22 protein-coding genes are annotated in these 17,404 nt (G+C 29.7%); 8 read left to right on the forward strand and 14 right to left on the reverse strand.

What is annotated here, in order from left to right; genetic code table 11:
• The first annotated feature begins 73 nt into the window (after nucleotides 1-73).
• Nucleotides 74-436, forward strand: coding sequence for a tyrosine-type recombinase/integrase (locus L1S46_RS19055; RefSeq protein ID WP_238900733.1), 363 nt, complete (start codon nucleotides 74-76; stop codon nucleotides 434-436).
• Nucleotides 437-471: 35 nt separating this feature from the next.
• Here the strand turns inward: L1S46_RS19055 and L1S46_RS19060 are convergent, their stop codons facing one another.
• The 8 genes from L1S46_RS19060 to L1S46_RS19095 all read right to left on the reverse strand — a co-directional run bounded on the left by L1S46_RS19060 (nucleotide 472) and on the right by L1S46_RS19095 (nucleotide 2,652).
• A complete protein-coding gene (locus L1S46_RS19060) occupies nucleotides 472-705 on the reverse strand; it encodes a hypothetical protein (RefSeq protein ID WP_238900734.1) in 234 nt (77 codons plus the stop codon).
• Between the two features lie 107 nt (nucleotides 706-812).
• A complete protein-coding gene (locus L1S46_RS19065; RefSeq protein WP_238900735.1) occupies nucleotides 813-1,004 on the reverse strand; it encodes a DUF3990 domain-containing protein in 192 nt (63 codons plus the stop codon).
• The gene (locus L1S46_RS19070; protein WP_238900736.1) at nucleotides 1,004-1,189 is read right to left on the reverse strand and encodes a DUF3990 domain-containing protein; all 186 of its coding nucleotides are present in this window, start codon (nucleotides 1,187-1,189) and stop codon (nucleotides 1,004-1,006) included. Before L1S46_RS19070 ends, L1S46_RS19065 begins: the two co-directional genes overlap by 1 nt.
• Nucleotides 1,176-1,400 carry a DUF3791 domain-containing protein gene (locus L1S46_RS19075; protein WP_009169714.1) on the reverse strand — a complete coding sequence of 75 codons (225 nt, stop codon included), beginning with the start codon at nucleotides 1,398-1,400 and terminating at the stop codon, nucleotides 1,176-1,178. Before L1S46_RS19075 ends, L1S46_RS19070 begins: the two co-directional genes overlap by 14 nt.
• A gap of 61 nt (nucleotides 1,401-1,461) precedes the next feature.
• Complete coding sequence (locus L1S46_RS19080; RefSeq protein ID WP_008422406.1) at nucleotides 1,462-1,662, reverse strand: hypothetical protein; 201 nt, start codon at nucleotides 1,660-1,662, stop codon at nucleotides 1,462-1,464.
• Between the two features lies 1 nt (nucleotide 1,663).
• The gene (locus L1S46_RS19085) at nucleotides 1,664-2,161 is read right to left on the reverse strand and encodes a DUF3990 domain-containing protein (protein WP_238900737.1); all 498 of its coding nucleotides are present in this window, start codon (nucleotides 2,159-2,161) and stop codon (nucleotides 1,664-1,666) included.
• Entirely contained in the window at nucleotides 2,158-2,394 is a 237-nt protein-coding gene (locus L1S46_RS19090) for a DUF3791 domain-containing protein (protein ID WP_009169712.1), read from the reverse strand. The genes L1S46_RS19085 and L1S46_RS19090 overlap by 4 nt, the downstream gene beginning before the upstream one ends.
• Nucleotides 2,395-2,469: 75 nt before the next feature.
• Complete coding sequence (locus L1S46_RS19095; RefSeq protein ID WP_238900738.1) at nucleotides 2,470-2,652, reverse strand: hypothetical protein; 183 nt, start codon at nucleotides 2,650-2,652, stop codon at nucleotides 2,470-2,472.
• Between the two features lie 642 nt (nucleotides 2,653-3,294).
• Between L1S46_RS19095 and L1S46_RS19100 the strand changes: the two genes are divergently transcribed.
• A complete protein-coding gene (locus L1S46_RS19100) occupies nucleotides 3,295-4,215 on the forward strand; it encodes a DMT family transporter (RefSeq protein ID WP_039773731.1) in 921 nt (306 codons plus the stop codon).
• 375 nt (nucleotides 4,216-4,590) lie between these two features.
• Here the strand turns inward: L1S46_RS19100 and L1S46_RS19105 are convergent, their stop codons facing one another.
• On the reverse strand, nucleotides 4,591-5,829 hold the full coding sequence (locus tag L1S46_RS19105; protein WP_065418584.1) for a GNAT family N-acetyltransferase: 1,239 nt from the start codon (nucleotides 5,827-5,829) through the stop codon (nucleotides 4,591-4,593).
• A gap of 557 nt (nucleotides 5,830-6,386) precedes the next feature.
• On the opposite strand from L1S46_RS19105, the gene L1S46_RS19110 reads away from it, so the two are divergent.
• The 5 genes from L1S46_RS19110 to L1S46_RS19130 all read left to right on the forward strand — a co-directional run bounded on the left by L1S46_RS19110 (nucleotide 6,387) and on the right by L1S46_RS19130 (nucleotide 10,082).
• Nucleotides 6,387-7,238, forward strand: coding sequence for a Spo0B domain-containing protein (locus L1S46_RS19110; RefSeq protein ID WP_238900739.1), 852 nt, complete (start codon nucleotides 6,387-6,389; stop codon nucleotides 7,236-7,238).
• 149 nt (nucleotides 7,239-7,387) lie between these two features.
• Entirely contained in the window at nucleotides 7,388-7,885 is a 498-nt protein-coding gene (locus tag L1S46_RS19115) for an NfeD family protein (protein ID WP_017208758.1), read from the forward strand.
• Between the two features lie 26 nt (nucleotides 7,886-7,911).
• On the forward strand, nucleotides 7,912-8,898 hold the full coding sequence (floA, locus tag L1S46_RS19120) for a flotillin-like protein FloA (RefSeq protein WP_103699202.1): 987 nt from the start codon (nucleotides 7,912-7,914) through the stop codon (nucleotides 8,896-8,898).
• Nucleotides 8,899-8,919: 21 nt separating this feature from the next.
• On the forward strand, nucleotides 8,920-9,321 hold the full coding sequence (locus tag L1S46_RS19125; protein ID WP_238900749.1) for a hypothetical protein: 402 nt from the start codon (nucleotides 8,920-8,922) through the stop codon (nucleotides 9,319-9,321).
• A gap of 17 nt (nucleotides 9,322-9,338) precedes the next feature.
• Nucleotides 9,339-10,082 carry a LytTR family DNA-binding domain-containing protein gene (locus tag L1S46_RS19130; RefSeq protein ID WP_238900740.1) on the forward strand — a complete coding sequence of 248 codons (744 nt, stop codon included), beginning with the start codon at nucleotides 9,339-9,341 and terminating at the stop codon, nucleotides 10,080-10,082.
• 138 nt (nucleotides 10,083-10,220) lie between these two features.
• Here the strand turns inward: L1S46_RS19130 and L1S46_RS19135 are convergent, their stop codons facing one another.
• The 5 genes from L1S46_RS19135 to L1S46_RS19155 form a co-directional block, all read right to left on the reverse strand.
• Nucleotides 10,221-10,979 carry a MurR/RpiR family transcriptional regulator gene (locus L1S46_RS19135; protein ID WP_238900741.1) on the reverse strand — a complete coding sequence of 253 codons (759 nt, stop codon included), beginning with the start codon at nucleotides 10,977-10,979 and terminating at the stop codon, nucleotides 10,221-10,223.
• A gap of 163 nt (nucleotides 10,980-11,142) precedes the next feature.
• The gene (locus L1S46_RS19140) at nucleotides 11,143-12,471 is read right to left on the reverse strand and encodes a PTS sugar transporter subunit IIC (protein ID WP_238900742.1); all 1,329 of its coding nucleotides are present in this window, start codon (nucleotides 12,469-12,471) and stop codon (nucleotides 11,143-11,145) included.
• Between the two features lie 128 nt (nucleotides 12,472-12,599).
• Nucleotides 12,600-14,009: a GH1 family beta-glucosidase gene (locus L1S46_RS19145; RefSeq protein ID WP_238900743.1), complete on the reverse strand. Its 1,410-nt coding sequence runs from the start codon at nucleotides 14,007-14,009 to the stop codon at nucleotides 12,600-12,602.
• A gap of 41 nt (nucleotides 14,010-14,050) precedes the next feature.
• Nucleotides 14,051-14,356, reverse strand: coding sequence for a PTS sugar transporter subunit IIB (locus tag L1S46_RS19150; protein ID WP_238900744.1), 306 nt, complete (start codon nucleotides 14,354-14,356; stop codon nucleotides 14,051-14,053).
• A gap of 69 nt (nucleotides 14,357-14,425) precedes the next feature.
• Nucleotides 14,426-14,749: a PTS lactose/cellobiose transporter subunit IIA gene (locus L1S46_RS19155; RefSeq protein ID WP_238900745.1), complete on the reverse strand. Its 324-nt coding sequence runs from the start codon at nucleotides 14,747-14,749 to the stop codon at nucleotides 14,426-14,428.
• Between the two features lie 675 nt (nucleotides 14,750-15,424).
• Between L1S46_RS19155 and brnQ the strand changes: the two genes are divergently transcribed.
• A complete protein-coding gene (brnQ, locus tag L1S46_RS19160; protein WP_238900746.1) occupies nucleotides 15,425-16,783 on the forward strand; it encodes a branched-chain amino acid transport system II carrier protein in 1,359 nt (452 codons plus the stop codon).
• Nucleotides 16,784-17,404 lie beyond the last annotated feature (621 nt).

Raw genomic sequence — 17,404 nt, forward strand, 5'->3', positions numbered from 1 at the left:
TAAAAAGATATATGAAAATAGAGTTACTATTCCTAAAACCAGAACTAGTATAAGAGAAGTCCCTCTTCCAGATATGCTCAAACCTATAATAAAAGCTATCATAAAAAAGAATATGGAGAATAAACTTAAATTCGGTGAATTATATTTGAACAATAATCTAATCTTCTGCAAAGAAAATGGTGACTATCTAGATAATAAGAAACCCAATAGACATTTAAAAATAGCATTAAAAAAAGCGGGAATTAAAACAGATATACATTACCATAGTTTAAGACATATCTTTATAACCAACTGCCTAAGCAAAGATATAAATCCACGTACTGTTATGGATTGGGTTGGCCATACTGATATTAAAATGACTATGCTTGTTTATGCCGAGATTAATAAAGATAAGAATAAGAAGGAATATGAGAAAATTAATTGTATGTTTGATTAGGCTAGAAATAACTAGCCTAATTTAGGATTATATAATTATTTATTTTCCCATTCTCTAAACAATTCATCAACTATGAATTCAGAACTTTCAGCCCATAAAACAGATTCAGTATTTTGTAATGCCTTGTATGTCCTAGATTCATACAATTCCTTAGTAGCTTCTTCAAATGTTTTTCCTGTTCTTTCACATATTATTCTCACAACTTTTTCAATCTTCATTATAATATCTAATGTTATATCTTGTCCTTTATATGAATATTTGTTTATCATATTCATCTCTCCCTATAAATTCTAATCTACTTAGTGCTTTACTAGTATGAAGCGAAACTTGATTATTTGATTTTGAGAATTTCCATTGTTTTAAGGCCATATCTTCATCATAAATTCCTTCTACATAATGCCACCGTTCTCATTGTATTGTCATCTGCCACTGGCCCAATAACAACATCATAATCATGCTGAATTCCTCCACTTAGGCGATTATTTTTTATCATATTCAGCCACTCTTCATTCAGTCCCTGAAATTCCTTTACATTTAGATTAGAAATATCTTTCAATTTGAATTTCATTACATAAATTCCATCTCCACCATATCTAATAAACATATTTTCTGCCAGCTTTTTGATTGTAACTCTAATGTGGTAGTGTAAAATCCTTTTCCAAAATCACGCTTATTCTTAGATTTTTCTAAATCCACCTCGTAAAATAGCTGATTAGTTCCATGAAATAGCATTAGTTCATTATTGCTTAACATATTCTTTTCTCCTAACCACATCTTCAATAAACTCAATACTTTCTTCCAGGCTCTGAGTATGTAAAACATCATATTGGGAGCGGATTAATTTAAATAAATCGTATTTTTCAAATATTTTAAATGCATTGATACTACTTATATTATGATTAAATGCAAAACCTTCAACAGCCTCTATTATTAATAAATTCTTATCATTTTCAGTACTATTCATCTGTTTCTCCTTCCATAATGAATTGATTCTAACAATTAAATAATATCATCCTTATTTTCCCTTAATTAATGCATCTATATGCTATACTTGCCGCACTTTGCGTATACAACCCTGTATTCTTTTGATAAAGCATTTTACATATAGGCGATGTGTAAAATAATTTCATTGATTCATACTTACTTATAGATTTTAGGTTGCTTATATTTTCAATAATATCATCTACAAGCATAACCATAATTTCATCATATTCATTCATTTTCATCTTATTTTACTACCTCCATACCAATATATTTTAAACATTGTTCAATAACTTCTTGATTGTTAATACACACCTGATTATTAGGTAATTTAAATTTTAATCTTTGAGTTGCAGCACTAATATCTATCCATCCTCTTGAAAGAAGATTTATTGTAGCAAATACTTGATCATCAGCTACCTCTCCAATAGTTATATCATACGGAGATTTTGAGTTTATATCCTTTCTGTTCATCAATATAAACTTCAGCCACTCATTTGTAACACCTTCATACTCATGTACTTTATAATCCTTTTTCGCCAATTCTAAATCTAATTCATATATTGATACAGTTGGTTTTCCTTCAATTTCACCTTTAAGATTTGTACATTTTCTAAGAGCCCACTTTTCTGCTTGCTCTTTAAATGTAGTTGTATAAAACCCAAATCCAAAGTCTAGTGCCCTATTAGATTGTATTATTTTAGGCTCCTTTATATCAATATTAGATCCATGATAAACTATCATATTTCTAACTCCTCACCTTTTAATAATTGAACAATTTCACTAACTATATAATCTTCACCTTGAGTATGCAATGTATCATAATATTTAATTATATAATCATCCAATATATTTGTTTTTTCAGAAATAAGTTTATAAACATCACTTGGATCCATATTTAAATTACGGCTTAAGGCAGTTATGCAATATATTGCAAAATACAATTGTTCATCTGTAATATCTCTTCCACTAAACATTTATTAACACCACCATTTTTACTTTAATATAAATAATATTTGTTTTTGATGTTTTATATATATCACAGTTTTATTCTAAATATTATTTTTACCTAGTACTCTTTCTTGTTCCCTTTGCAACACCAAATCAGATAAAGAAATATAAAAGTCCTGTTCCTCTTTTGTCTTTGCTTTTTTAAACAATTCTTTTAAATCTGCATATGAGTATTTTAAAAACTGTTCATATAAATTATTATTTTTCTCATTTATATTTTCCATTGAAATTCCTCTAAAAATAAATCTTTATTATATTATAGCCTAAGAAATTATTAATATAAACAGTTTTATGTATCTGTATTCTTAAAATAAAAGCAAGTAAATTATAAATTAAAATCAATGTTATTTTCATACTAGAATCCTTTCAACCCGCATTTTATAAGCATATTCTGAAGAATATATATTCTTTAGAATTTAAAACAATCAGAAGCATAATCAATAATTATAAATGACCTATATAATAAATACTTTTAAACTATAAATAATGAACCTATAGATAACCCAACTAAGACCTGAACTTATGCATATAACTCGCCGGAATAAATAATATGCTTTTATTCCAGTTTCTAGTTGGGATATATTTCATAGTATAAATCTAGCTTATAATTGGCTTATCTATAATAATAGTTGAACTTTCAACAAACATATTATATGATAGTTAAAGTTCACATATCATATGGATAAAATTTCTACCACAAAAGCGACTCAAAAGTTGAAAACAGAAGAATACACCAAGTAAGAGACAGATATACATGATAAACAAGTTACTCGTCTTTATACATTTGAAAGAAGTCTTAAATCATATGATTATATTTACAAAGAAATATTCTGAAATTATTTTTATTTAGAAAGGACGTAATCTTTTTGAAGAATTCACATAAAATTATACATTACCTTTTTTTATTTTTTGGAGTTTTAGCTATTTCTACATCTGCTATATTTGTAAAACTATCGGCAGCTCCAGCTCCAATAATAGCTACATATAGATTAGTTTTTTCAACATTGATGATATTACCTGTAATACTATTTAACAAAAAATACATACTAGAAATAAAAAAATTGAAACTCAAACAATTAGCGGCAGTGTTTTCATCAGGAATTTTTCTAGCAATACATTATATACTTTGGTTTGAATCCTTGCGTTTTACTTCAGTTGCAAGTTCAACAGTTCTTGTAACTATGCAGCCACTATTTGCTTTTATAGGAAGCTATTTTTTCTTTGGTGAGAGATTAAAGAAACTATCACTATTTGGTGGTTTTTTATCTATATTCGGAAGCTGTATAATAGGATTTGGAGATTTTAAAATTGGTGGGATAGCCTTGATAGGAGATATACTTGCTTTACTGGCAGCTGGAGTTATTACAGCATATTTCCTCATCGGACAAAGTGTAAGAAAAAATTTATCTCTAGTTGCTTATGTTTTCATTTGTTATTTAAGCAGTAGTATATTTTTATTAGCATATTCTGTCATATTAAAATATCCCCTAATAGGCTATGCAAACTCTGATTGGTTATGGTTCTTCTGCTTAGCATTAATTTCAACAATACTTGGTCAAACAGTTTTAAATTGGCTAATTAAGTGGTTAAGTGCTTCAACTATTTCCATGAGTATATTAGGTGAGCCTGTTGGAACGTGTACATTAGCATTCTTAATACTCGGAGAATCCATATCTTATAATCAAATTATCGGATCACTAATTATCTTAATAGGGATATGTATATTTTTAATTGGCCAAACGGTAAAAGTAAAAGATGATAGTTCAAGTAATTCAAAAGCTATATAAGTATTTAACAAAAAAATTCTTATCCTACTTATGCTCTGTCATTTCATTATTTAAATACATTTAATCTTTTTAGAATTTCAATATACTTTAATGCAACATGAATATAGTAATCTTTTTATTAATTTTATATTATTTATTAATACAATTATATTGTTAATTTATTTTCTAAATTTATAATCATTTATAATTAATGTAGAAATAGTCTTGAAACAAATCATATTTCAAGACTATTATTTATTCCTATAAGTTATACTTCCTTGATCAATTAGAACAAAATCACAAACGCCTTTGTAGTTTGAGATTTTGTTACACAGTTTAAAAGTCCACTGTAAGTAAATGATATATAACCACCTATATATTTCTATATCTCTAAATTTAGAAATAGTCTGAAAAATAAGGCTTCTCTACTGGTATTAACTGTTCTAAAATTTTGAGCATATAATATTCTGTTTTTATTCTTCCACACTCATATAGGAATGTAGGACGCTTATATCCCATAAGCATAGTTGTTAATGTCTGAATATCCATTTCTACTAAATTAGCAGCATACATATCATCACTCTTCTCACAGACTGTTTCTTCATCATCCCAATAGATATTAAAAATGCCATTATTCCATTGAGCAATAGGATCATTTATTTTGAAGCTTATCTTAAGTTTCTGTGCTTTTACTAGGAATGGGTATTTTATTATAAATTCTTTTACATTTATAATCCTTGCCATAAAGTATGGTTTAATAGTTTCAACTATTTCGCTATCTTCAAATAAAAAAGCCATTGGTTCTCCCGAGAAATTATTTCCCTTCACTTCATTAACCATAGAATAATGGGCACTTATATAATTCCAAATTCCGTGGTGTGCTTCAGTATTTAAATAAACCATTTCTTTAATATAAAATATATCATTTCTAATATAATAGATTAAATAACCAAGGGGCTTATGATTCTTACTGTAGTAAATAGCCGCAATAATATCATCACTATCCCAACGCCAATATTCATCCCACGCAAGCTCATCTCTAATCATTGCACCATGTCTCTGCATTGAAAAATAATCATGTACATTTAAAAGATCCTCACATTCTAAATCTACACGCTCCATCATTCCTTCTACTGCTCTTTTTTTAGGAAGCTGCGAATCTTTGATTGTAAAAGTTATTTTATCAGAAATTATTTCCCAACCATGCTTTCTATAAAGAGGGATTGAATATGGATATAAACAAGAAATAACTTGACCTTCTTCGTTCATATGAATAATAGCTCGCTTAATCAAAGAATGAATTAACCCTTTTCCAGTGTATTCAGGATAGGTAGCAACTCCAGTAACCCCACCCATTTTGCAAATACTATCATGGATATTTACTTTCATTGAATATACTACAATCATTGAAGCTAACTTACCGTGATAAAACCAACCAAGAACATAGGCATTTTTAAGAATCGGCATTTTAGCATGCATAATTTGCTCTTCTGTCCAACCAGTATGCAAAAGATCTTCCATCGTTATTTGAAATGCATAACGTAAAAGCCCATTAAACTGTTCTAGATCATCCTCAGTTAATTTTCTCATTTTAAAATCGCCGTATTCTTCAATAAACATTTCTTTATCTTTCATAAATCCTCCCCATATTCATCAAAAACGTATTAAATATAATTCATTTTACGTTTATTGTTAATAACCTAAATATTTATTAGTATAATTTTACAAGACCATATAATTAATTATCCTTTATTATTATCTTATATTATACTATAAATCTTTGTGCGATACATGCTAAACTTTACAATTTATTCCTCTTTGTTTTAAGTATATAAACTCCTTTTTTCACTATTTGCATAAAAAACTAACCCACTCTTTCCTTGTACATTCAATAAAATCAGACATATTTATTTATTATATTTGGTAATTAAAATTAATATATTTCACATATATGCTGCAACAATAAATTCACATTTAAAATTTAAGTTATGTGAGCTGCGTTAAGACTCAAATGTAAAAATTCAATTGTAGCATATATGATATCCTAAAATTTTTCATAAATTTTCCTACATCTATATAAACAGCTCTTATTTTTGATATCACTGATTAAGAATAAATTTAGGTGATTCAAGGTTAATATTAAGATAAACATGGTAAAATATATTTGTCATTTATTTGCAAGGAGGTAAAGTATGATAATAAAAAAGCAACCCTACAACATCTCTAAGATTGTACTAGCATCTATATTTTTAAACTTAATACAAATAATCTTTATAACTCTATTTATTTACTACAAAAGTCAAAATCCACATATGATTGAAGGAAATTTTATCATTTATGTCGTAGCTATAAGCATAGGTATTAATAGTGTCATTACAGGAATAATATTTTATAATTTTTTATTTAAAAAAGGCAGTAATAATTTAATAGATACTATAAGATACCTTGAGGACTTCAATAAAACATTAAGATCTCAACGTCACGACTACTTGAATCACATTCAGGTAATTTACTCATTAATGGAACTTGAAGAATTTCAGGAAGCAAGAAGCTATATAGAACCTGTGTATAAAGATATAGTACGAATTAGCAAAGCTCTAAAGACTTCAAAGCCAGCCGTTAACGCATTGTTTCAGGCAAAATTACAAGTAGCCGAAAAGAATAATATAGATATGGAGCTTGAAATAAAAAGTAACTTAAATAATCTTAATATGGAACCATGGGATTTTTGCAGAATTATTGGCAATATTATAGATAATGCTATATTTGCTTTAAAGCAAAAACCAAGCAATAGATATATGCTTGTTGAATTATCAGAAGATCTAAAAAATATACGACTCAATATATCCAATAATGGAGATTGCATCCCCCCTGAAATTATAGGCAACATATTTAAAGAAGGATTCTCAACAAAAAATGAGAAAGGTGATGGCATGGGCCTCGCTATAGTTAAAGAAATTGTTGAATGTTTTTCTGGTACGATTGAAGTTACATCAAATGATAAACGAACATCTTTCGAAGTTATTCTACCAAAAAAAGAATAATAAAATCTGACAAATTAATATTCAAAAATGCCAGCACTCTTATAAATGACATTTGAACTTAAAAAATGTATAACTTAGAAGTTTTATGTTACTAAACTTCAATATGTGGCTTATTATATTAATATACCAAGGAGGGAGGTACAAAAAGTATGAGTGCATTTTTACCGGATATAACAGTTCTTACAGTTTTACTTCTAATAGTAGGGTTCGGATTAGTGCTTTTAGAGATGCATATTCCAGGCTTTGGGTTGCCAGGAATCGCCGGAGCTATATGTTTAATACTTGCAGTGGTATTAACTGCAGAGAATTTTGCACAAGCCTTAGTTATGGCATTAGGAATTTTAGCAATTCTTGGAATAATGTTAGGTGTTGTTCTAACCTTTTTCACAAAAGGAAAACTCTTTAAACCATTAATTCTTCCTGATGAACAAAAGAAAGAACACGGATATATCAGTTCCTCAGATTTAGATTATTTGTTAGGAAAGACTGGAGTTGCTGTTACCGATTTAAGACCAACTGGTTCTGTCGATATAGACGGAGTTAAATTTGATGTAATTTCTGAAGGAGAATACATTCGTAAAGGCACTAATGTAGAAATATTTAAAGTTAGTGGAGTAAAATTACTAGTAAAGAAATCTAAAATATAAATTTATATTTAAAGGAGAGATAATTAATGATTACTAATTTACTTATAGTAGTAATAGCAGTTGTATTTTTAATTGCTGTGTTTATTAGATTTATACCAATAGGATTATGGGTGTCATCTTTAGCAGCAAACGTTCAAGTAAGCATATTCAACTTGATTGGTATGAGACTTAGAAGAGTTGTACCTTCTAAAATCGTAATTCCACTTATTAAATCAACAAAAGCTGGTATGGGACTTAATGTCAATCAACTAGAAGCCCATTATTTAGCTGGTGGTAATGTAGATAATGTAGTTAATGCATTAATTGCAGCTCATAGAGCTGATATAGACTTACAGTTTGAAAAAGCAGCTGCCATTGATTTAGCAGGTAGAGACGTATTAGAAGCAGTTAAGATGAGCGTTAACCCAAGGGTTATTGAAACTCCAAATGTTTCAGCAGTTGCAAAAGATGGTATAGAACTTTTAGTTAAAGCTAGAGTTACAGTTAGAGCCAACCTTGAAAGGTTAGTTGGAGGTGCTGGTGAAGCAACTATACTAGCCCGAGTTGGTGAAGGTATAGTAACTACAGTTGGTTCTTCTCATAGCCATAAAACAGTATTAGAAAATCCTGATGCTATTTCCAAAACTGTTTTAGATAAAGGATTAGATGCTGGTACAGCCTTTGAGATTCTATCCATTGATATCGCTGACGTAGATGTAGGCAGAAATATAGGAGCGCAACTTCAAACTTTACAGGCAGAAGCTGATAAAAATATAGCTCAAGCTAAAGCTGAAGAAAGAAGAGCAATGGCTGTAGCCAAAGAGCAAGAAATGAGAGCTGCTGTTGTAGAATCAGAAGCCGAAGTACCAAGAGCAATGGCTTATGCACTTAGAGAAGGAAAACTTGGAATAATGGATTATTATGATATGCAAAATGTTATTGCAGATACAAGTATGAGAAGTTCAATTTCTAGCGCAGGAAATAAAAGCCAATCTCTTTCTAGTGATAGCAAAGAGCAGAGAGATAAAAAATAGACTCCTGGGAGAGTGAAAACTATGAAATATGATGATACCACTAATCTATTAAAAATTCTTGCAAATGCTATATTCAATCCTACGTCCATATTAAACAATAATTCAAGAAATTTTGTTTTCAAATATCCAAATGCAACCGAAATGAACGATGGTATAAACAACACTTCTGATACAGAGTTAGAGAATGACGATGAAGAATATGACGAAGGTGATTCCATTGACGATATAGCTAGTGAAAACATGGATTCTTATAATAATACAAAAAATAGCTATTATGATAAAAAAGAAGCAGCTTCTTCAAATCCACAGGGAATTATAGATTCTATTACCCAGGAAATAACACCAGTTAGACTTCAACAAGCTATTATACTTTCAGAGATAGTTGGAAAACCAAAAAGTAAAACTAGAAAAAGAAGATTTTAAATTAGGAGAATTATTCTATGAATATAAAAGTGCTTATAGTTGACGATGAAATAGGAATAAGGACCATAATAAAAAAAATACTAGATAAATCTGGTGGATTTGAAATTGTCGGAGAAACAGATAATGGTGAAGAAGCTATAGACATATTTAAAGAGCACCGCCCTAATGTGGTGTTCTTTGATATTGAAATGCCTAAGTGCAACGGTATAGATTGTGCTAGAATATTGACAGATATAGACCCTAAAACTATAATTATCTTTGCAACAGCCCATGCAGAATATATGTCTGAAGCCTTCCAGTTGTATGCTTTTGATTATTTGATAAAACCGTTCAAAGTAGAAAGAGTAATGCAAACCTTAGACAGAATTAAAAATTTAAATAAACCAAGCTATGGAGATGGTATAGATAAAATAATAAAACACGAAAAAGGATTAGATAAGCTTATGATAAAAAATAAAGAAGGCATAAGTTTTGTAGACACAAAGGAAATTGTTTTAGTTCAAAGAGAAGAAAGTTCCACTGTTATATATACAAAAACAGATAGCTTCACAACTTCCATTTCTTTATCCGATATAGAAGAAAAACTAGACCATACTCAATTCTTTAGAAGTCACAAATCCTATATTATCAATTTATCATTGATTACAAAGATCTATCCATACGGAAGATGGACCTATATTGTCAAACTTAAAAATACAGACAAAGATGCATTACTTACTCACGAAAAATATGAGGAAATAAAAAAACTTTTTAGTTTGTAATAAATTAAACCTTCTAGAAATAGTAGCATAGCATTACTTCTAGGAGGTTTTTATTATAAAAAAATAAATTCTATATATTTTTATAAATGAAATATACGGTAAGTTCTATAATTGAATTTGGATCTTTCTTATTTTTTACTACTCTTCGTCAAAAAACGCAAATAAGTTAACTATCATCTCTAAAAAAATTATAATAATTGGCTGATTGTCATATGCACCTGGTTTATAAAACTGTCCAGCTGAAGGCATCTGAAAGTAAAAATGGGACTTGCTTCTTAAAACCGCAATATCATTAGTTGTTATCACTACAGTCGTTATACCATTATTATATGCTTCTACTATCTGTCTATTAATTTCCTTACTTTTCCCACTATTGGTAATAGCAATTAGCATATCTCCTTCTTCTGCTAAACTACAACTTTCATCTATTTCGAACTTATTATCCAATGCCTCGATATTTCTTTTATATTTGAAGATACGATATCTTAGATACTTAGCAATTAATCCCGATTCACCTATACCTATTACTCGAATATTATTACTTTTTTTCATTTTTGATACTAATTTTCTAATCTCATCTTCGCTTATCATTTTTTCCAATATATTCAAGACAGATAAATATGTGGTGACTGTTCTATTAACAATATGGTCTTCATTGTCCTCCTCTTCTTTATTAAAATAACAAGAAAAATCATATCTAAATTCAACATATCCTTTATATCCTAACTTTTTGCAAAATCTTGTTATAGCAGAATTAGATACATTAAGATCTTCTGCAAGTACTACTATCGTGCTATTCATAATCAATGTCGGATCAGACATTAATCTATTATAAATTTCAAGTTCAACTTTCGTAAATGTTGAAGCCATAGATTTCATCAAACTAATCGGATCCAAATTCCCCACCTCATATTCCTTATTTATTGCATTATACCAATATTATAGCAAAAAAACTATATGATATATTACATCTTTCACTTAGAAGGCAGGTTTATTAGTTAAAATAAAAAAGTTACACAACTTAAAATCAGTTGTGCAACATTTTGCTTAAATATTTTACTTATGCTGACACGCCATTTCCACTTTGCGCAGCTTGCTCATTCTTATAGTTTATATTATCTAACTTCTTAAAGAATGGAAGATATATAAAGAATGACATTACTAATACTAAGAATTGCAATATTGCTGTTCTAACACCACCAACTAAAAGACCTGAAATTACCGGAGGAGTTGTCCACGGAACCATTACCCCACCAAATGGTGGAACTATTCCTGTTGCTATTGCAAAATAAAGTATTATTCCTGATAACATAGGAGTAATTATAAACGGAAGAGCCATAAAAGGATTCATTACTATTGGTGTTCCGAATGTGACTGGTTCGTTTATATTAAATATTGCAGGTACTATCGCGAGTTTTCCTAATTGCTTGCATTGAGCTGACTTTGAAAATGCCAACATTGCCGCAACTAAACCTATTGTCATACCAGCCCCTGTTACTGTCATAAATTGATCCAAAAATTGCTGTGTTACTATATGAGCTCCATTTGCTATTGTTAATTCCTTTCCACTTGTAACTATAGCTGCGTTATCTAATGTATTCGATGTCAATACACTTGACATTACACCACTTACTATTGTTGAACCATGAACCCCAAACCACCATAAGAAAGGAATTGCAAATCCCATAAATAATACTCCACCTATTGAATCTGTCATACCTTGTAAAGGTGTTTGAATTACTTTATATATCCATTCGATAAGAGTTGTGTGTAATCCCCAGTTAAATACTGAATAAAGTACTGTTGCACCAACTATTATTACCGCTCCTGGTATTAACGCTGCAAAAGAGTTTGCAACACCTTGTGGTACACCTGCTGGCATTTTTATTGTAATATTTCTCTTCATAAACCATGAGTAAACTGCGCCAACTATTAATCCTATAATAATTGCAGTGACCATACCTTTTCCCCCACACCATGCTGTTGGGATTACATCTCCTACTGTTTCTCCACTTTTAGTTACTACAGAAGAGCTAGTTGTTAATACAAATACTACAAATGATATTACTCCTGCAGATAAAGGCTCATAACCTTCATTTTTAGCATAAGTATATGCTATTCCTATTGTCCCCATAAGCGCTATTATATTAAATGTGGCTCCATATGCTTTCCATAAAGGATCTGTCCACCCTGCACCTAATGTAACAGCTAACCAGTCATTTAATGGTTGATATGGCAATTGCGCTAATAACAGAAATATTGAACCTACTAACGTTAGAGGTAATGTATATAAGATACCATCTTTTAAGGCAAGAACACCTTTTAAGTTGACAAATTTCATAACTATCGGTATTACTTTCTCATTTAAATTATTTTGAAACGATGACATAATAATTCCTCCTTAAATACTCAACTAAATAACAAATTTTATATTACCTAAAGTTTCAAATCTTAATATAAGTAAACATTGCGCGCTTAATGAATACATATTAGGATCTTTTAACTACTAAGTCTTTACTAAAGTTTTTCTCCTCTTTCTTCTATTATCTTCTTGTACCAATATCCTGATAATTTTATTTTTCTATCTAAATTATTCTTATGATTAACATATATAAAGCCATATTGCTTTTTATATCCATTTAGCCAGCTCAATAAATCAATTGCAGACCAAGCGTAATATCCTTTTAAATTTATATTTTCTTCAATGGCTCTTTTCACCGCTTTTAAATGTGCCTCGATATATTTTATCCTTGGAACATCTACTATTTCATCCTCAATTATCAGATCTTCATCTCCCAAACCATTTTCAGTAATATACATTTTTATATCACCATAGCTATCTTTTAACATCCTTAATCCATCTAAGAATGCATCTGGAGCAATCTCCCATCCCCATTTTGTATAAACTTTATCTTTTAACATAACGGTTCTAAAAACTCCATCAAATGATGCATTTCCTGGTGCTCCTGTAGAATTCTCTCTAGTTCTTTCTTGACTTTCATTTTGAATATCATTCTTTGCAACCCTTTTCGGTTGATAATAATTAAGACCTATGAAATCATTCTTTGGCGCCATTTCTTTTATTACATCTAATTCATCTTGAGTCCATTCTGGAAGCCATCCTTTCTGTTCTAACTGTTTAACTACATATTCTGGATAACTTCCTTTTAATATCGGATCATAATACCAATTAATTTCATACTGATTTGCATGGTATGCTGCTTTAATATTTTCCTCATTGCTATCTATACTAAATGCTGGAGAAAAAACGTGAGTTATTCCTATTTCACCAAACTGCTTCATTTCCTTATAGGACTTTACCGCTTTGGCATGTGCTGTAAAAACATTATGTGTTACTTGAAAATACTTTTTAGGATTGTTCCTAATACCTGGTGGATGTGCTCCTGCTAGATACCCTAGCGATGCAAATACAACAGTTTCATTAAAAGTAATCCAATGCTTCACCCTGTCACCAAATGCTTTAAAACATACCTCCGCATATTTTACAAAAGCATTAACAGTTCTTTTATTTGTCCATCCCCCATCTTCCTCTAAATTTTGAGGCATGTCCCAATGATATAATGTTATAAATGGAACTATTCCGTATTCTAAGCATTCATCTATTAAATTATTATAAAAATCTATCCCTTTTTGATTAACTTCTCCGTCACCATCTGGAATTATTCTTGGCCAAGAAACAGAAAATCTATACGATTCTATTCCAATTTCAGCCATTAACTTTACATCCTCTTTATACCTATGGTAATGATCTACTGCTATATCTCCATTAGTTCCCTCAAAAGTTTTTCCTGGAATCTTGGAAAATACATCCCAATTTGATATTCCCTTACCATCTTCGTTATATGCTCCTTCTACCTGATATGCAGCAGAAGCTGCTCCAAATAGAAAATCCTTAGAAAATTTCATAATTTAATTACTCCTTCTATTTCTACATATTTGTCCATTCACTAGTTAGCTAATCTTAGCGCAAAATCTAATACTTTCTCCCCATTCATCATTCCGTAATCAACCATAGATATTACATCTACGAGAATTCCCAATGGTTCACATATTTTTTTCGCTTTTCCTAATGTGTATTCAACTTGTGGTCCTAATAACGCAACATTTACACCATCTAGATGTTTATCCATTTGACCTTCTGGAAAAGCTTCAATATTTGCCTCTATTCCCCTGATTTTAGCTGCATCCTTCATTTTATTTACCAAAAGACTTGTTGACATTCCTGCCGCACAAAATAATCTAATTTTTATCATTTACTATCCTCTCCTTCAAAAAAGTATATCTTTGTATAGAATTTATTTTAAATTTAATCTGTTTTTTAATTACACTTTCACTAATCCATTTATAACTTTTCTTAGTTCAATTATTTGCTCAATTAAATTTTTCTCTGTTATTGCAGTCATCAAATGATCTTGTGCATGTACAAACAATACTGACATATTTATTCTTTCGCCATTAGCCTCTTTTTGTAGAAACACTGTTTGTCCATCATGTGCCTTTGCAATAGCATCATTTGCTAATTCCATTTCTTTTTCAGCTTCTTCATAATTTTCTTCTTTCACATTGTTAAGAGCCATATAAGCGTGATTTTTACAATCTCCAGAATTGATTATAATATTCATAATTGCTATTTCTAATTCTTCCATAACTAATCTCCTCCGCTCTATATAATTTAAATCATCTTCATTCCATGCCATTACACAAAAGCAATACGGATGCCAAACTCTATAAAAACTTTTTCAAAAGTTAGTATTTAAAAGCTCCTTTTATTTCATTTAAACAGTGTAAGACCTTACTATATAAAGCTTTTACCATTTCCCGCTCTTTTGAAAATATTTTTATTTTATAATTATATTTTTAAAAATATTTTCAGTAAAAATCCAATATTGTTTGATTGCTTTTCTAACTGTTTATTTTTTTACTCGTAGTGTTTAAGAAAAATATATATTCTTTACACAGTGTTTGAATAAAATAGCACAGCGTTTGGCTTTTTTATTAATTAAGTGTTATACACTATCTTTTTTTAAACACAACAATTAAATTTATAATATTTTATTAAAAATCATCTTATAAAAAAATTATGTTTACATATATATTTATTCGACAAAGTGATTTCACTTCAATATATGTAAATATCCCTTTCATTTTAATTTTTAAGTAGAATAATTTAACTAATATATTAAAAATGAGTTTTACTAATATAAATAAATATATTATAATTAAAAATTGACAATGTATTATCAAAATGCAAAAAAATAAACACTTTAATAAAAGAAGTATAATTATTTTGATAATACGAAAATTTTTAAGGAGGATTATTTATGAAACAAAAGCTAAGCTTTCAGCAAAACTTATTAATAGGTTCATTATTATTTGGACTATTTTTTGGTGCTGGTAATCTAATTTTCCCAGTTCAAATGGGACAACAGGCTGGAGATCACGCTTTTACAGCTACTATTGGATTTTTAATTACTGGAGTAGGATTACCTATATTAGGGATTATCGCATCTGCTCTTTCAAGAAGTGAAAGTTTATTTGATATGGCGAGGCCTATTAGCTCTCGTTATGCAAGTATATTCACATGCTTATTGTATTTAACAATTGGCCCTTTATTTGCAATTCCACGTACTGCTACAGTTGCATTTGAAGTTGGAATTCATCCTTTTATTTCTGATGGATATTTGAAATTAGGACTAATTATTTTTTCATTAATATTTTTTGCTTTTACTATTTATTTTTCATTAAAACCAGGACAAATTTTAGATTGGGTTGGTAAGTATCTTACCCCTATTTTCTTGGTATTATTATCAATTTTATTAATCGCTACATTTGTAAATCCAATGGGACAAGCAAGTCAATTTCCTGCTCAAGGAAATTATGCAACTCAGCCATTATTCACTGGTTTATTAGATGGATATAATACCATGGATGCACTTGCTTCTGTAGCCTTTGCTATTATTATTATTTCTAACATACAAAAACTAGGAGTTAAAAACCCTCAATCAATTGCTATAGAGACATGTAAATCAGGCCTTGTTAGCGTTATAGGAATGACTATTATCTATGGATCTCTAGCTTATATGGGTGCTACAAGCTTAGGCAGCGTTAATCGTGCTGATAACGGTGGAAGTATATTATCTATGGTAAGCAATCATTACTTTGGTTTTACTGGACAAATATTATTAGCTTTTATTGTTGGAATCGCATGTATAAAAACAGCTATTGGTTTGATAACTTCTTGTTCTGAAATGTTCAGCGAAATGTTTCCAAACTCTATTTCTTACAAAAAATATGCTGTTTTATTTACAGTTTTCTCTTTCATAATCGCTAACTTTGGATTAAGTAATATCATTCAACTATCTATACCAGTACTTATGTTTTTATATCCTTTAGTAATTACTTTAATCCTACTATCTCTATTAGCGCCTTTCATTAATAAACAAGGTGATGTTTATAGATGGACAACAGGATTCACAGTTATTGCGGCATTTTTTGATTTATGTAAATCATTGCCTCAGCCTCTACAAGAGAATTTAATCGTCAAGCAACTTGTGAATTTTGCTCACTCATATTTACCTGGCTTTGATTATGGATTTGGATGGATAATACCAGCACTTTACGGGTTCTTCATAGGACTAATCATCTGGACTATTCGTTCAAAGAAACGCAAAAGTGCTTAAACATAATATTTCAAAGATAACTTAGACTTATGCAATAAGCATTCGAAAGGAGAAACATTGTTATTTCACAGGACTATGAAAATTTCGCTGAAAGTGCTAAATTGCAGGTTGCACCATTAATGCTTGCTCCCAATTTCATTGTGACAAGCATTAATGAAACAACCTACAATTAAGAGCTTTTAACAGCTTATTTTCAATGCCTGCTGCATAAAAATGTTTCTCCTTTCTAGTATGGTATTTATAATATGTAGTTTATTGTTTATATCACTTATCTATTTTCACTTTCCACAAGTCTCCGGTTGATTTATAAATTATAAATCAACCGGAGACTTTTACGCATCTGTCTTTTCAAATGCATGTGATCGAAATCTGGTAGGTGGAATATATTATCTTTTAAAAGGCAATCTTCAAAACCAGTCTTTTTCATAATTTATACTACAAGGAACACAGTATTTGCAGATTTGAATCAAGTATGAATTTTTGAGAATAAAAAAATAACCTAGCATACTAATGCTAAGCTCAATTCAAACTCTTCAATTTGTATTATATAATTGGTGGCTCACCCGGGAATCGAACCCGGGACACCATGATTAAAAGTCATGTGCTCTACCGACTGAGCTA

This window comes from Clostridium sp. YIM B02500, assembly GCF_022324665.1.
GTDB lineage: Bacteria > Bacillota > Clostridia > Clostridiales > Clostridiaceae > Clostridium > Clostridium beijerinckii.

What these genes read in the sequence shown, in the direction of transcription:
- L1S46_RS19055 (WP_238900733.1), top strand. Translation starts at nt 74, where the DNA reads ATGCTCAAACCTATAATAAAAGCTATCATAAAAAAGAATATGGAGAAT.
- L1S46_RS19060 (WP_238900734.1), bottom strand. Translation starts at nt 705, where the DNA reads ATGATAAACAAATATTCATATAAAGGACAAGATATAACATTAGATATT.
- L1S46_RS19065 (WP_238900735.1), bottom strand. Translation starts at nt 1,004, where the DNA reads ATGAAATTCAAATTGAAAGATATTTCTAATCTAAATGTAAAGGAATTT.
- L1S46_RS19070 (WP_238900736.1), bottom strand. Translation starts at nt 1,189, where the DNA reads ATGTTAAGCAATAATGAACTAATGCTATTTCATGGAACTAATCAGCTA.
- L1S46_RS19075 (WP_009169714.1), bottom strand. Translation starts at nt 1,400, where the DNA reads ATGAATAGTACTGAAAATGATAAGAATTTATTAATAATAGAGGCTGTT.
- L1S46_RS19080 (WP_008422406.1), bottom strand. Translation starts at nt 1,662, where the DNA reads ATGAAAATGAATGAATATGATGAAATTATGGTTATGCTTGTAGATGAT.
- L1S46_RS19085 (WP_238900737.1), bottom strand. Translation starts at nt 2,161, where the DNA reads ATGATAGTTTATCATGGATCTAATATTGATATAAAGGAGCCTAAAATA.
- L1S46_RS19090 (WP_009169712.1), bottom strand. Translation starts at nt 2,394, where the DNA reads ATGTTTAGTGGAAGAGATATTACAGATGAACAATTGTATTTTGCAATA.
- L1S46_RS19095 (WP_238900738.1), bottom strand. Translation starts at nt 2,652, where the DNA reads ATGGAAAATATAAATGAGAAAAATAATAATTTATATGAACAGTTTTTA.
- L1S46_RS19105 (WP_065418584.1), bottom strand. Translation starts at nt 5,829, where the DNA reads ATGAAAGATAAAGAAATGTTTATTGAAGAATACGGCGATTTTAAAATG.
- L1S46_RS19110 (WP_238900739.1), top strand. Translation starts at nt 6,387, where the DNA reads ATGATAATAAAAAAGCAACCCTACAACATCTCTAAGATTGTACTAGCA.
- L1S46_RS19115 (WP_017208758.1), top strand. Translation starts at nt 7,388, where the DNA reads ATGAGTGCATTTTTACCGGATATAACAGTTCTTACAGTTTTACTTCTA.
- floA (WP_103699202.1), top strand. Translation starts at nt 7,912, where the DNA reads ATGATTACTAATTTACTTATAGTAGTAATAGCAGTTGTATTTTTAATT.
- L1S46_RS19125 (WP_238900749.1), top strand. Translation starts at nt 8,920, where the DNA reads ATGAAATATGATGATACCACTAATCTATTAAAAATTCTTGCAAATGCT.
- L1S46_RS19130 (WP_238900740.1), top strand. Translation starts at nt 9,339, where the DNA reads ATGAATATAAAAGTGCTTATAGTTGACGATGAAATAGGAATAAGGACC.
- L1S46_RS19140 (WP_238900742.1), bottom strand. Translation starts at nt 12,471, where the DNA reads ATGTCATCGTTTCAAAATAATTTAAATGAGAAAGTAATACCGATAGTT.
- L1S46_RS19145 (WP_238900743.1), bottom strand. Translation starts at nt 14,009, where the DNA reads ATGAAATTTTCTAAGGATTTTCTATTTGGAGCAGCTTCTGCTGCATAT.
- L1S46_RS19150 (WP_238900744.1), bottom strand. Translation starts at nt 14,356, where the DNA reads ATGATAAAAATTAGATTATTTTGTGCGGCAGGAATGTCAACAAGTCTT.
- L1S46_RS19155 (WP_238900745.1), bottom strand. Translation starts at nt 14,749, where the DNA reads ATGGAAGAATTAGAAATAGCAATTATGAATATTATAATCAATTCTGGA.
- brnQ (WP_238900746.1), top strand. Translation starts at nt 15,425, where the DNA reads ATGAAACAAAAGCTAAGCTTTCAGCAAAACTTATTAATAGGTTCATTA.